At 67.6% G+C, this 12,342-nt stretch carries 14 protein-coding genes; 5 read left to right on the top strand and 9 right to left on the bottom strand.

The window, feature by feature from the left end:
- Nucleotide 1 precedes the first annotated feature (1 nt).
- Both AC07XS_RS04340 and guaB read right to left on the bottom strand, forming a co-directional pair.
- Nucleotides 2-403 carry an MAPEG family protein gene (locus AC07XS_RS04340; protein WP_152949845.1) on the bottom strand — a complete coding sequence of 134 codons (402 nt, stop codon included), beginning with the start codon at nucleotides 401-403 and terminating at the stop codon, nucleotides 2-4.
- Between the two features lie 4 nt (nucleotides 404-407).
- On the bottom strand, nucleotides 408-1,865 hold the full coding sequence (gene guaB / locus AC07XS_RS04335) for an IMP dehydrogenase (protein WP_182713700.1): 1,458 nt from the start codon (nucleotides 1,863-1,865) through the stop codon (nucleotides 408-410).
- 127 nt (nucleotides 1,866-1,992) lie between these two features.
- On the opposite strand from guaB, the gene AC07XS_RS04330 reads away from it, so the two are divergent.
- Complete coding sequence (locus tag AC07XS_RS04330) at nucleotides 1,993-2,541, top strand: DUF2061 domain-containing protein (protein ID WP_054765241.1); 549 nt, start codon at nucleotides 1,993-1,995, stop codon at nucleotides 2,539-2,541.
- 7 nt (nucleotides 2,542-2,548) lie between these two features.
- Here AC07XS_RS04330 and AC07XS_RS04325 read toward each other — a convergent pair whose 3' ends face one another.
- Entirely contained in the window at nucleotides 2,549-3,259 is a 711-nt protein-coding gene (locus AC07XS_RS04325; RefSeq protein ID WP_182713701.1) for an RlmE family RNA methyltransferase, read from the bottom strand.
- 72 nt (nucleotides 3,260-3,331) lie between these two features.
- Here AC07XS_RS04325 and AC07XS_RS04320 point away from each other — a divergent pair, with 72 nt between their 5' ends.
- Nucleotides 3,332-3,793, top strand: coding sequence for a peptidylprolyl isomerase (locus AC07XS_RS04320; RefSeq protein WP_182713702.1), 462 nt, complete (start codon nucleotides 3,332-3,334; stop codon nucleotides 3,791-3,793).
- 49 nt (nucleotides 3,794-3,842) lie between these two features.
- Here AC07XS_RS04320 and AC07XS_RS04315 read toward each other — a convergent pair whose 3' ends face one another.
- The 6 genes from AC07XS_RS04315 to AC07XS_RS04290 form a co-directional block, all read right to left on the bottom strand.
- On the bottom strand, nucleotides 3,843-4,328 hold the full coding sequence (locus tag AC07XS_RS04315) for a hypothetical protein (RefSeq protein ID WP_182713703.1): 486 nt from the start codon (nucleotides 4,326-4,328) through the stop codon (nucleotides 3,843-3,845).
- A 15-nt stretch (nucleotides 4,329-4,343) separates the two neighbouring features.
- A complete protein-coding gene (locus AC07XS_RS04310; protein ID WP_182713704.1) occupies nucleotides 4,344-5,747 on the bottom strand; it encodes an MBOAT family O-acyltransferase in 1,404 nt (467 codons plus the stop codon).
- On the bottom strand, nucleotides 5,747-7,009 hold the full coding sequence (locus AC07XS_RS04305; RefSeq protein WP_182713705.1) for a GDSL-type esterase/lipase family protein: 1,263 nt from the start codon (nucleotides 7,007-7,009) through the stop codon (nucleotides 5,747-5,749). The genes AC07XS_RS04310 and AC07XS_RS04305 overlap by 1 nt, the downstream gene beginning before the upstream one ends.
- Before the next feature lie 2 nt (nucleotides 7,010-7,011).
- Nucleotides 7,012-7,926 (bottom strand): DUF459 domain-containing protein, encoded by a 915-nt coding sequence (locus AC07XS_RS04300; protein WP_182713706.1) that lies wholly within the window; start codon nucleotides 7,924-7,926, stop codon nucleotides 7,012-7,014.
- 89 nt (nucleotides 7,927-8,015) lie between these two features.
- On the bottom strand, nucleotides 8,016-8,429 hold the full coding sequence (locus AC07XS_RS04295; protein ID WP_054765234.1) for a DUF2177 family protein: 414 nt from the start codon (nucleotides 8,427-8,429) through the stop codon (nucleotides 8,016-8,018).
- Between the two features lie 22 nt (nucleotides 8,430-8,451).
- On the bottom strand, nucleotides 8,452-9,477 hold the full coding sequence (locus AC07XS_RS04290; protein ID WP_182713707.1) for an SAM-dependent methyltransferase: 1,026 nt from the start codon (nucleotides 9,475-9,477) through the stop codon (nucleotides 8,452-8,454).
- A 275-nt stretch (nucleotides 9,478-9,752) separates the two neighbouring features.
- Here AC07XS_RS04290 and AC07XS_RS04285 point away from each other — a divergent pair, with 275 nt between their 5' ends.
- From AC07XS_RS04285 to chrA, 3 genes are read left to right on the top strand one after another with little or no spacing between them, the layout of a single operon-like run.
- Entirely contained in the window at nucleotides 9,753-10,457 is a 705-nt protein-coding gene (locus tag AC07XS_RS04285) for a CoA transferase subunit A (protein WP_182713708.1), read from the top strand.
- The gene (locus tag AC07XS_RS04280) at nucleotides 10,457-11,113 is read left to right on the top strand and encodes a 3-oxoacid CoA-transferase subunit B (RefSeq protein WP_182713709.1); all 657 of its coding nucleotides are present in this window, start codon (nucleotides 10,457-10,459) and stop codon (nucleotides 11,111-11,113) included. The genes AC07XS_RS04285 and AC07XS_RS04280 overlap by 1 nt, the downstream gene beginning before the upstream one ends.
- 33 nt (nucleotides 11,114-11,146) lie before the next feature.
- Nucleotides 11,147-12,334, top strand: a complete 1,188-nt coding sequence (chrA, locus tag AC07XS_RS04275) for a chromate efflux transporter (RefSeq protein ID WP_321207971.1) — start codon at nucleotides 11,147-11,149, stop codon at nucleotides 12,332-12,334.
- Nucleotides 12,335-12,342 lie beyond the last annotated feature (8 nt).

The following is a 12,342-nucleotide window of genomic DNA, read 5'->3' as shown; positions in this document are numbered from 1 at the left end:
TCTAGGCTTTCAGAAGAAACAGGGACGCCAGCACCATGACCAGTCCCACGATCGAGACCAGCCAGACCAGCGACCGGATATAGGGAACGCCAAGGGCGTAGAGCGGCAAATAGACGACGCGACCCCAGAAATAGAGGGTCGTCCCCCACAGCGTCAGGGGTCCGGAGGCCTCGACCACATGGGCGATCAGCACCGCGCCGATGAACAGGGGCAGGGTCTCGAACAGGTTCGACTGCGCCCGCTCCAGGCGCCCCACCACCGGGCGGGACGGCCCGGCCGGCGTATCGCGTGCGCCGGCGTTCCAGGCCAGACCGAACTGCGCCGTCCGCCCCAGGGCCGGCGCCAGAATGTGGACCAGGGCCAGGATGAGCGTCAGGGCCAGATAGGTCAGTTCGGTCGTCATGGCCTTATCCCTGTCTGTAGTTCGGCGCCTCGCGCGTGATCATCACGTCGTGGACGTGGCTTTCCCGCAGGCCGGCGCCGGTGATGCGCACGAAGCGGGCGCGGTCCTGGAAGTCCGGGATCGTGCCGGCGCCGACATAGCCCATCGAGGCGCGAAGCCCGCCGACGAGCTGGTGCAAAACCGGACCAATAGGCCCCTTGTAAGGCGTCTGGCCCTCGATGCCCTCGGGCACCAGCTTCTCGGACGAGACTTCCTTCTGGAAATAGCGGTCGGCCGAGCCGCGCGCCATGGCGCCGACCGAACCCATGCCGCGGTACGACTTGTAGGACCGGCCCTGGTACAGGAAGACCTCGCCGGGGCTCTCGTCAGTGCCGGCGAACATCGAGCCCATCATGGCCACGTTCGCGCCGGCCGCGATGGCCTTGGCCAAGTCGCCCGAGTACTTGATCCCGCCGTCGGCGATCACCGAGGCGCCGGAGCCCTTGGCGGCCCGCGCGGCGTCCATCACGGCGGTCAGTTGGGGCACGCCCACGCCGGCGACGATGCGGGTGGTGCAGATGGAGCCCGGACCGATCCCGACCTTCACCGCATCGGCGCCCGCGTCGATCAGGGCCCGTGTCGCGTCATAGGTGGCGACGTTTCCGGCGATGATCTGCAGCCGATTGTTCTCGCGCTTGATCCGTTCGACCACCGCCGCGACCGAGGCCGAGTGGCCGTGGGCGGTGTCGATCACGACGACGTCGCATCCGGCTTCGGCCAGGGCCATGGCCCGTTCGAAGCCGGCGTCGCCGACCGTCGAGGCGGCGCCGACCAGAAGCCGGCCCTGCTCGTCCTTGGCGGCGTTCGGGAAGGCCTGGGCCTTCTCGATGTCCTTCATGGTGATCAGGCCGACGGCGCGATAATCCTCGTCCACCACGATGACCCGCTCGATCTTGCGGGTGCGCAGCAGCTCGCGCGCCTCCTCGCGGCCGGCGCCCTCGCGCACCGTGATCAGGTCGCCGGTGGTCATCAGAGAGGCGGCCGTGACGTTCGGATCGCTCTCGAAACGCATGTCACGGTGGGTCAGCATGCCGACCAGCTTGCCCGACTTGGGATCGACGACCGGAAAGCCGGTGATCTTCTTGCGTTCGACGATCTCGCGCACCTCGCCCAAGGTCGTCGTGGGGCTCACCGTCACCGGATTGACCACCATGCCGCTCTCATAGCGTTTGACGGCGCGGACCTGATCGGCCTGCTCCTCGATGGTCATGTTGCGGTGAAGCACGCCCAGGCCGCCGGACTGGGCCATGGCGATCGCCAGGCGGCTTTCCGTCACCGTGTCCATGGCGGACGACAGCAGCGGGATGTTCAGTTTGATGTCGCGCGTCAGCTGGGTCGAGACGTCGACCATCGCCGGCATGAACTCGGACGGGCCGGGTTCCAGCAAAACATCGTCGAAGGTCAGTCCTTCGCGTATCTCCATGGGGAGTCTCCGTTTTGCGGGCCGCGTATAACGGGGTGCGGGGGTCGGGGGCAAGGGTCTTGCGGCTTATGCACCCGATAGATTTTATTGGTTTGCAACCCAGCGCCCCAATGACCATTCTCGCATCATGGTCGGCGTCATCCTCAGCACCGCACGAAAACTGGCCCTGAAGATCGCCAGCTACGGGGTCATGCACCTCGTGGTGGCCATTCTGGTGGCCTTCGCCATCACCCGCGACTGGCGCATCGCCCTGGCCGTCGGCATGGTCGAGCCCTTCTTCCAGACCATCGCCTATTCGATCCACGACCGCGTCTGGCACCGGATCGAACGCCGCCGCATGGCCTCGAACATCGAAGAGGCGGCCGAGGCCTTCACCGCTCGGCTCGACATCATGTCGCCCGAGGAACAGGCCCGCGTCCACGACAACCACGGCCATGGCCACAGCCACGCCCTGCCCCGCTCGCTGAAACAGGTGGCGGTCAAGACCGTGACCTATGGCGTCATGCACTTCACCGTCGCCGTCCTGGTGGCCTTCGCCCTGACCCAGGACATCCGCGCCGCCCTGGCCATCGGCGTCATCGAGCCCCTGGTTCAGACGGTCTTCTTCACCCTGCACGACCGGGTCTGGTCGCGGATGGAAGAACGCCGCGCGGCCCGTAGACCCGCGACGGCCTGAAGGCCGCCTAGCGCTTATTCAACGCCACCAGAAACACCTCGGCGCTGTCCTTCCGACTGGACTCCGGCTTGACGTACTTCACCGTCTCGAACTCCTCGCGCAGTCGCGCCAGAACGCCCCCGGCGTCGCCGCCCTGGAAGTTCTTGGAGACGAAGGCGCCGCCGGGCCGAAGGGTGCGGATGGCGAAGTCGGCGGCGATTTCGATCAGGGCGATGATCTTCAGGTGGTCGGTCTGGCGGTGGCCGACCGTGTTGTGCGCCATATCCGACAGAACCAGGTCCGGCTGTCCGCCGATGGCTTCGATCAGCTGCTGATCCACGCCGGGGTGGGTGAAGTCGGCCTGGAGCAGGGTCGCGCCGGGGATCGGCTCGATCATCAACAGGTCCACCCCGGCCACGGCGCCCGCGCCCCGGTTCAGCGCCACCTGGACCCAGCCGCCCGGCGCCGCGCCCAGGTCGATGACCTTGGACCCGCGCTTGATCAGGCGGAACTTGTCGTCGATCTCGATCAGTTTGAAGGCGGCGCGCGAACGCCAGCCCTCCGCCCGCGCCCGCTCGGACCATTTGTCGGACAGTTGGCGCTTGATCCACTGCTGGCTCGACATGGACTTGGTGTCGGCCGTCTTCATCTTCGTGCCCATGCCGCGACCGGCGGCCGTTCCGCCGCTGGGCGGCCGCACCATTCGACGGCGTTCTTGAGGCTTTTCGTCTTCACTCATCGTTCCCACATAGCCCCGACCGGCGTTGCGGGCTATGTCCCGCCTCAAATCAACCCCGAGAGGACGACCGAAATGGCCGACACCCTGACCTTCACCCTGGACACCGGAGACGGCGAAGCCCGCGACGTGGTCATCAAGCTGCGCCCCGACTTGGCCCCCAACCACGTCGCCCGCATCACCGAACTGGCTTCGGAAGGCTTCTACGACGGCGTCGTCTTCCACCGCGTCATCCCCGGCTTCATGGCCCAGGGCGGCGATCCGACCGGCACCGGCACCTCGGGCTCCAACAAGCCGAACCTGAAGCAGGAATTCTCGGCCGAGCCGCACGTGCGCGGCGTCTGTTCCATGGCCCGCACCGCCGATCCGAACAGCGCGAACTCGCAGTTCTTCATCTGCTTCGACGACGCCACCTTCCTGGACCGTCAGTACACCGTCTGGGGCGTGGTCGAGTCCGGCATGGAACACGTCGACGCCCTGCCGAAGGGCGAGCCGCCGCGCAGCCCCGGCAAGATCGTCAAGGCGACGGTCAACTAAGCCGGCTCCACACCGAAAGATCGCGCCGGCCTTGGCCGTCGGCGCGATCTCAGGCCTCCGGCGCCGCCTTGTCCCGGCCGCCGTCGAACCGCAGCGTCTGCGCCTCGCGCCACAGCTGCCGCAGCGCCTCGACCGGCTGGTCCGCCCCCAGCAGAGCCAGTTGTTCGACCCAGACCGTCGCGAGTCGATCAATCGTTGACTGAGTCCAGCCCGGCGGCTGCTGGCGCGCCCAGTTCTGCACCGATCCCGCGTTGAAGATCATCAGGAAGACGCAGGCGACCAGCACGGTCTGGCTGGTCCACCGCCGCGCGCGCGCCGCCTCCCCTTCCTCGTCCAACGGCGGGGCGGGGGGAAAGGCGAAACGACCGAGGGCGACCAGCGCGTTCTCCCGCGTCGGCAAGTCATGGGCGTCGGCGGCGTCGATCCAGTCGCTGGGCGGATCGGCGGCCGTCGGCTCCTCCAGCGGCGGAAACGGCGACACCGGCGGCTGGGCGCGGGTGGGAAAGGGGTCGATCGGGTCCGTCGGCTCGCTCATCGTCGGATCAAGGCCTCAGAACTGGAAATAGATGAAGGGCGCCACGCCCTCGGGCCGCATCGCCTCGACCAGAAGGATCGCCAGTCCGATGAGGATGCCCAGGGTCGGCGACGGCGCCGTCTTCAGCCGTTCGGCCAGCCCCTCCACCGCGCGCGGCGGCAGTCCGTGCATCGCCAGTCCGCCGACGATCAACGCCAGCACAAAGGGCGTCAACAGGCTGAAGCCCTCGAACCGACCCAGGCCGACCAACATCTGCATCGCCAGATCGAAGGTTTCGGCGCGGAACAGAATCCAGCCCAGACAGACGACGTGGAAGGTGATCAGAACCCCCAGCCAGGTCGGGACGACCTTGCGGTCCTTGACCAACGCGCGCCCTAAACGCTCCACCACCTGCGCCCCGCCGTGCAGGGCGCCCCAGGCCACGAAGGTCCAGGCCGCCCCGTGCCACAACCCGCCCAGCAGCATGGTGATCATCACATTCATGCACGACGACCAAAGCCCTTTGCGCCCCCCGCCCAGCGGCACATACAGATAGTCGCGCAGCCAGCTGGACAGGCTGATGTGCCACCGCCGCCAGAAGGCCTGCATCGAGGCCGCCCGGTACGGCTGGTCGAAGTTGCGCGGGAAGGAATAGCCCAGCAAGGCCGCGACGCCGATGGCCATGTCCGAATAGGCCGAGAAGTCGCAGTAGATCTGAACTGCATAGGCATAGACCGCCGCCGCTATGTCGATTGCCCCATAGGCCGCAGGATCGAAGAAGACCGGATCCACCAGCCGCGTCGCCAGCTCGGACGCGATCACGGTCTTCTTGAACAGGCCCCAGACGATCAGCAGCAGCCCATGGGTCGCCATCTCGCGCGTCAGCCGCGGCACCCGGGCGAACTGGGGCAACAGGTCCGAGGCCCGCACGATGGGCCCAGCCACCAGGTGCGGGAAGAAGCTCATCAGCAGCATGACGTCCAGCAGGCTCTCGGCCGGCGCCGTCTTGCCGCGATAGACGTCGACCACATAGCTGATGCCCTGGAAGGTGAAGAAGCTGATCCCCACCGGCAGCACCACCTGCAACAGGGGCAGGTCCCGCTCCCAACCAAATTGGGCAAGCAGATCAACAGCCTGTTCGACGAAGAAGCCGTAATACTTGAAGAAGCCCAGGATAAGCAGATTGGCCGCCACGCCCAGACTGACCCACAGTTTGCGCCGCGCGGACCGGTCGCTGCGCACGACCAGGGCCGCCACGCCCCAGTTCAGCACGGCCGAGACGATCAGCAGCCCCACGAACCGCCAGTCCCACTGGGCGTAGAAGAACCAGCTGGCGAGCAGCAGGAACAGTTTGCGCCGCCCGTTCTCTCGATCCAGGCTCCAGCTGACCAGATAGACGAACAGGAAGAAGACCGCGAAGGCCAGGGTCGGAAACAGCATCAGTCCGCCTCCCCCTTCGCCGCCTTCCAGCGGTCATAGGCGGCCAGCAGATCGTCGCTCAGCACCCCGCCGATCCACTCCGCCCCCTGGGAAGTGAAATGCACCCGGTCGGGCCGCATATAGGGTTCCGGCGCAGTCGCCAGCCGCTCCGCCGAACAGTCGCCTCCCATGCGTCCGTACCAGTCCCAGAATGCGACGCCCGTCTCGCTCGCGACGCGACGCTGCACGTCCCGGACCACCGCCAGAGATGCGGGCGCGGCCCGTCCGCCGCACGGTCCGGCGGTTCCGGCCTTCAGTCCCTCCGGCGCGCCGAGGATCAGTACAGGCAGGCCCGAAGGCAGGCCCGCCAAGGCTCCGCGCAGCCAGGACTCATAGTCGTCGGCGTCGAAGTTCGGCGCGAACCCATCATTGACGCCGAAGGCGATGATGACCAGGTCCGGTCGCCAGGCGTCCAGCTCCAATCGCGTCCAGTCGCCGTTCCTCAGCACCAAATCCTGAATGGTCCCTCCGACGACGCCGAGATTGGACAGCTCCACGCCCGGCCCCTGTCGCGTCAGCCGCACGTCATGGAGCTTCACCCTGCCCGTCGGGCGAATCTCGAGCCGCGTCTGCAGCGTGTCGAAGATCGCGGTCTGACAAACGGGTTGCCAGATTTCGTCGCGGGGACCGGGAAACACCATCGTCCGCAAGCCCGCGCTACCCGTCAGAGTCAGTTCGGCGTCCTTCGGCCAACCCTCTCCACAAATCTGGACCTTGTCGAAGGCCGCGCTGTTTTCGGCCGCGATGGTTATCACCGCGCCGTCCGCGACGTCCGCCTCGCTGCCTGTGAACCCGACGCCGACCGGCAGACGACCGCCAGACAACACATCCGTCCGCAGCGGCCAATCGGTCGTCGTCACCTCAACCTGCATCGGGGCATAGCCGGCGTAGGGGACGCCCGGCGGCAGAACGCCTCGTCCTCCAACGCCGAACCGGGCCTGCCAGCGCGCGCGCACGGCGCCGGTGATCCGGTCGCCGGCCGTATGGCTGTCGCCGATCTGCAGGATATGGACGGGGCGGTCGCGCGCGCCGGCCTCCGTCGCCTCCAGGGCTTGGAACAGCCCCTCCAGGGCCGCCTCGCCGCACAGGCCGTCCGGACAGATCGAAGACACGCCCGGCGTCGGCGCCGCGACCGGCCTATAGGCGACCGCGCCCGTTCCGGCCTGCACGTCCGCCTGCCCCGCCAGGATCAGTATCGCCGCCCCCACGGCCCCCAGACTCATGATCAGCCGGTCGGCGGGGTGTCGAGCCGCGGATCGGCCGTCTTCACCTCGATCAGGCCGGCGTCGCGCTTCAACCGCTCGGCCACCGGGGCGGCGATCCGAAGATAGCCGGCCATGCTCATGTGGATGCCGTCATTGGCGCGCATCAGCTGGGGCCGCCCGCTGGGGCCGGGCAGATAGGCGGCGTAGTCGCCCGCCGCATCCGCCGTCAGGGCGGACGTCTCGATCAGGGGCACGCTCAGAGCCTTCATCCGCTCGCGCACCACCGCATTGATCACGGCCATCTTGGCGTCGAACCCGGTGCGCTTCATCTTGGGCAGGCCGACCCAATAGACGGCGACGTCATTGGCGCGCAGCAGGCCGACCAGGTCGTCGATCCGCTTGGCGTAGGCGGCCTTCCAGCCCGGCGTGCCGAAGTCGTGGATCACCCCGTCCAGGCTGATGCCCTGGGCGTCGTTCGTGCCGAACAGCACCACCGCCGCATCGACCGGGGTCTCGCGCAGCTGGCGCTCGGTCTTGGCCTGAATGTCCACATAGTCGTAGCGCGACAGACCGGTGGAGACCTCGCTGAACTTGGTCACCGTCACGCCGGGTTGGTGGTTCAGATCGCGATAGAGGGCGGCCCACAAGCCGTCGGCCATGGAATCGCCGAACACCCCCACGCTCAGACGCCCCTCAGCGAGTCGCGCCTTCAAGGGCGTGACCAGGGGCTGAACGGCCGGCGTCGGCGCGTCGGGCGGTGCGGCGGTTTCGGGCGAAGGCGCGCGGTTCTCAGGCGGACTGGCCGAGGCGACGGCCGATCCGCCCAGCATCAGGGTGGGATGACGCAGCCAGCCGCGCCCGTCCGGCGTCAGGGCCAGGCCGATCACCACCCCGACGACCAGCGCCCAGGTCAGTCCGTTTATGCCGACACGCAAAGTGGGGCGCCCCTCCGACGTAAAGCGGTTACCTATAGCTTAACATGCGCCGGGCGCCATGGCTGACTCTTGTCAGGCGAACGGAAGTTTCAGCCGAACCGCCCCTCGGCCCAGCGCGCGGCGAAATAGCCCCCCGTCGCCGAGATCGTCGTCAGGACCGTGCCCCACATCAGATCGACGACGGTCAGCTTGGTCTGCCACGCGGCCAGGGTGGCCTGGTTGGTCAGGTCATATGTGGCGTAGGCGACGAAGCCCAGGACCGCCCCGTGGATCGCCGCCTTGGTCCAGCTTCCCTCTTTCAAGGCGGGGGCGATGGCGAGGAAGACCGTCCCGGCGATCGAGATCAGATAGAAGAGCACGGCCGCCTTCATGTCCGGCTTCTCGGCCAGGATCGGGCCCAACACCGGCTTGTAGAAGCGGTTGGTCATGGTGGTCAGCCAGACAGCGTCGATCACCGCGAAGGTGATCCCGGCGCCCAGATAGGCGAAGACATATTTGATCACGACAAACTCCTCAGACGGGTTTTCAGGCCGGTTTCAGGCGATAGTGGCTGACCGCCCAGGTGCGGCCGCCGTCGTTGCCGAACAGACCGGCGGTCGCCAGGTAGAAGCGCCGCCACCGCCGGGTCCAAAGCTTGGCGTCCGCCCCATAGGTCTCGCGCATCAGCACGGCGACCCGCCCGGCGTTGCGGTCCATATTGGCCAGCCAGTGATTGGCGGTGCGGGCGTAATGGCCGCCGTTCCAGGTCCACTCCTGCTCGACCGCGAACAGGTCGGGAAACTGCCGGATCAGTCCGCGGCTGGGCATGATCCCCCCGGTGAAGAAATGCTGGGCGATGAAGTCGCCGCTGTCAGTGTGGTCGAACCGATAAGGGGCGTCGCGGTGGGTGAAGACGTGGATGAACATCCGCCCATCCGGTTTCAGCCAGGACTTGGCCTTGGTCAGCAGGGCGCGCCAGTTGGCCATATGCTCGAACATCTCGACCGAGACGATCCGGTCGAACCTCTGGTCGGTGTCGAACCGGTTCATGTCCTGGGTCACGACCGTCAGATTGGTCAGCCCCCGCGCTCGGGCCTCGCCTTCGATATGTTTGCGCTGGCCGTGGCTATTCGACACCGCCGTGATCCGCGCCCGAGGATAGGTCTCGGCCATCCACAGCGACAGCGAGCCCCAGCCGCAGCCCATTTCCAGAATGGTTTGCCCGTCCGCCAGATCGGCGTGGGCACAGGTTTCCAGTAGGGCCGCGACCTCGGCCTGGTCCAGCGTCTCCGTTCCCGTCGGATATAGGCAGCACGAATATTTCAGCCGTTCGCCCAGGCACAGGCGGAAGAACTCGGGCGGCAGTTCGTAGTGCTGGGCGTTGGCGGCGTCGGCGTGTTCGGCGATGGCGCGCCGGGCCATTTCTGCGGCGAAGGCGGCTTCGTCGTGCGGGCCGTCCTTGTCCAGCCGCCTGCGCGCCTCCGTCACCAGGCTGTCGATGGCCGGGCGGGTGATGACGTCCGGGAACGGCGCGTCCTGAAACTGACGGATCGCGACATTGGTCAGGTTCATCGGAGGCTCTGATCGGCGGTTGCGGCGGTTTCGAAAATCATACGCCCGGTGGCCTCTTGCGGATGCTGCGCCTCCCTTGCCGCCTGGATTGCCCTTCCCCACCTCTCCGAAGGTCGCGCGTCTCGAGGGGAAATCGGACAGTCCGGACAGTTCGGACACTGTTTTTTGCGGACGGCCGAACGGGCGAACCATCCCCCGCTTGCCCTGTCGTCCGCGCCGGGTTAGGCGTGGCCCAACACGCCGATATTCATCAGGCGATGAAAAGAGGGAGAGCGATGGGTAAGATCTACGCTGACGTCACATCCGCGCTGGAGGGTCTGACCTTCGACGGCATGACGGTCATGTCCGGCGGCTTCGGCCTGTGCGGCATCCCCGAGAACCTGATCGCCGCCCTGCGCGACAGCGGCGTCAAGGGCCTGACGGTCATCTCCAACAACGCCGGGGTCGACGGCTTCGGCCTGGGCCAGCTGCTGGGCACTCGCCAGATCGCCAAGATGATCTCGTCCTACGTCGGCGAGAACAAGGAGTTCGAGCGCCAGTATCTGGCCGGCGAGCTGGAGCTGGAGTTCAACCCCCAGGGCACCCTGGCCGAACGCATCCGCGCCGGCGGCGCCGGCATCCCCGCCTTCTTCACCGCCACCGGCGTCGGCACCCTGGTCGCCGAGGGCAAGGAGGTCCGCAACTTCAACGGCCGCGACTATGTCATGGAGACCGGCCTGGTCGCCGACCTGTCCATCGTCAAGGCCTGGAAGGCCGACGAGCGCGGCAACCTCGTCTTCCGCAAGACCGCCCGCAACTTCAACCCGATGATGGCCACGGCCGGCAAGGTCACCGTCGTAGAGGTCGAGGAGATCGTCCCCGTCGGTTCTCTGGACCCCGACCACATCCACACCCCGGGCGTCTATGTCGACCGCCTGGTCCAGACCGTATCCGAGAAGCGCATCGAACAGCGCACCGTCCGCAGCCGGGAGACTGCATAATGCCCCGCACCCGCGAACAACTCGCTGAACGCGCCGCCCAGGAGCTGCAGGACGGCTTCTATGTGAACCTCGGCATCGGCATTCCGACCCTGGTCGCCAACTACATCCCCGCCGGCATGACCGTGACGCTCCAGTCCGAGAACGGCATGCTTGGCATGGGCCCCTTCCCCTATGAGGGCGACGAGGACCCCGACCTGATCAACGCCGGCAAACAGACGATCACCGAGATCCCGGAGTCCTCCTACTTCTCCAGCGCCGACAGCTTCGCCATGATCCGCGGCGGCCACATCAACCTGTCCATCCTGGGCGCCATGGAGGTGGCCCAGAACGGCGACATCGCCAACTGGATGATCCCCGGCAAGCTGGTGAAGGGCATGGGCGGCGCCATGGACCTGGTCGCTGGCGTCAAGCGGGTGGTCGTCGTCATGGAGCACGCCAACAAGCACGGCCAGTCCAAGGTGTTGAAATCCTGCACCCTTCCCCTGACCGGAACGGGCGTGGTCAGCCGCATCATCACCGACCTGGCCACCTTCGACGTCAAGCCGGACGGCGCGGGGTTGGAGCTGATCGAACTGGCCGAGGGCGTCAGCCTGGACGAGGTGGCCGCCAAGACCGAGGCGGCCTATACTGTCTCCGAGGCGCTGAAGGCGGGCTGACCCGGCCCCCGCGATTGCTCGGAGGCCAGCGCCGTGGATGAACTGGAACCCCAGGTCCCCCACCTGTCCCTGGCGGCCCTCTTCCTGAAATTCCTCGGTTTCGGCCTCCTGGCCTTCGGCGGGCCTGTGGCCCAGATCGCCATGATCCGCCGCGACCTGGTGGAGCGCGAGCGCTGGATGTCCGGCGCCCGGTTCAATCGCCTGCTGGCCGTCATGCAGGCCCTGCCGGGCCCGGAGGCGCACGAGCTCTGCGTCCACATGGGCATGATGGCGCGGGGCCGTCTCGGCGGCCTGCTGGCGGGCCTGGGCTTCATGGCGCCCGGTTTGCTCCTGATGCTGGCGGCGGCCTGGGCTTACGGGCGGCTGGTCGCCGACAGCGCCGCCTGGGCCGGCCCGCTCCTGGGCATGCAGATCGTGGTCCTGGCCCTGATCGTCTGGGCCGTGCGGCGAATCGGACGTCATGCGCTTCAGGATCGCCTGCTGTGGCTGGTCGCGGCCTTCGCCTGCGCCGCCAGCCTGATCGGCGCCCCCTTCTGGATCCCCCTGGTCGCCGGGGGTCTGGTCTACGCCTTCGGCGGTCGGCCCTGGATCGCCGCAGGCCTCGCCGTCGCCGCCGTCGTTCTGGCCGTTTTCCTGCGCGGCGACGGGGCGTTCTCTACGCCCCTGATCCAACCGACGGGCGCGCCGGCGGGAGGCCTGGACCTCTTCCTGGCGGGACTGAAGGGCGGCCTGTTGACCTTCGGCGGCGCCTATACGGCCATTCCCTATCTGCGCGCCGACACGGTGGGGCGGGGCTGGATCTCGGACGGCGCCTTCCTGGACGGGGTCGCCGTCGCCGGCGTCCTGCCCGCCCCCCTGGTGATCTTCGGAACCTTCGTCGGCTATCTCGCGGGCGGCTGGGCCGGCGCCCTGGCGGTGACGGCGGGAATGTTCCTGCCCGCCTTCGCCTTTTCGATGATCCTGTTCGAACGGCTGGAGGCGGTCGTCGACCACCCGCCTCTGCACCGCGCCCTCGCCGGGGTGGCGGCGGCGGTGACGGGCGTCATCGCCGCCACGGCCGTCCAGCTGATGTGGTCCACCGCCCAGCGCGCCCCGTCCTTGTGGGGCGCGGGCCTGCTGTTCTTCGTCGCCCTGGTCGCAGCCTTCTTCGCCAAGGGCCGCTGGGCGGCGCCGGTCCTCGTCGTCTCGGGCGCCTTGGGCGGCCGGCTGCTCTTCGGCTGAAGCCTCGG

Source organism: Brevundimonas sp. GW456-12-10-14-LB3, assembly GCF_059424365.1.
This window is presented reverse-complemented; position numbering and strand designations above follow the sequence as displayed.

What these genes read in the sequence shown, in the direction of transcription:
- AC07XS_RS04290 (WP_182713707.1), bottom strand. Translation starts at nt 9,477, where the DNA reads ATGAACCTGACCAATGTCGCGATCCGTCAGTTTCAGGACGCGCCGTTC.
- guaB (WP_182713700.1), bottom strand. Translation starts at nt 1,865, where the DNA reads ATGGAGATACGCGAAGGACTGACCTTCGACGATGTTTTGCTGGAACCC.
- AC07XS_RS04330 (WP_054765241.1), top strand. Translation starts at nt 1,993, where the DNA reads ATGGTCGGCGTCATCCTCAGCACCGCACGAAAACTGGCCCTGAAGATC.
- AC07XS_RS04280 (WP_182713709.1), top strand. Translation starts at nt 10,457, where the DNA reads ATGCCCCGCACCCGCGAACAACTCGCTGAACGCGCCGCCCAGGAGCTG.
- AC07XS_RS04315 (WP_182713703.1), bottom strand. Translation starts at nt 4,328, where the DNA reads ATGAGCGAGCCGACGGACCCGATCGACCCCTTTCCCACCCGCGCCCAG.
- AC07XS_RS04340 (WP_152949845.1), bottom strand. Translation starts at nt 403, where the DNA reads ATGACGACCGAACTGACCTATCTGGCCCTGACGCTCATCCTGGCCCTG.
- AC07XS_RS04320 (WP_182713702.1), top strand. Translation starts at nt 3,332, where the DNA reads ATGGCCGACACCCTGACCTTCACCCTGGACACCGGAGACGGCGAAGCC.
- AC07XS_RS04310 (WP_182713704.1), bottom strand. Translation starts at nt 5,747, where the DNA reads ATGCTGTTTCCGACCCTGGCCTTCGCGGTCTTCTTCCTGTTCGTCTAT.
- AC07XS_RS04285 (WP_182713708.1), top strand. Translation starts at nt 9,753, where the DNA reads ATGGGTAAGATCTACGCTGACGTCACATCCGCGCTGGAGGGTCTGACC.
- AC07XS_RS04305 (WP_182713705.1), bottom strand. Translation starts at nt 7,009, where the DNA reads ATGAGTCTGGGGGCCGTGGGGGCGGCGATACTGATCCTGGCGGGGCAG.
- AC07XS_RS04325 (WP_182713701.1), bottom strand. Translation starts at nt 3,259, where the DNA reads ATGAGTGAAGACGAAAAGCCTCAAGAACGCCGTCGAATGGTGCGGCCG.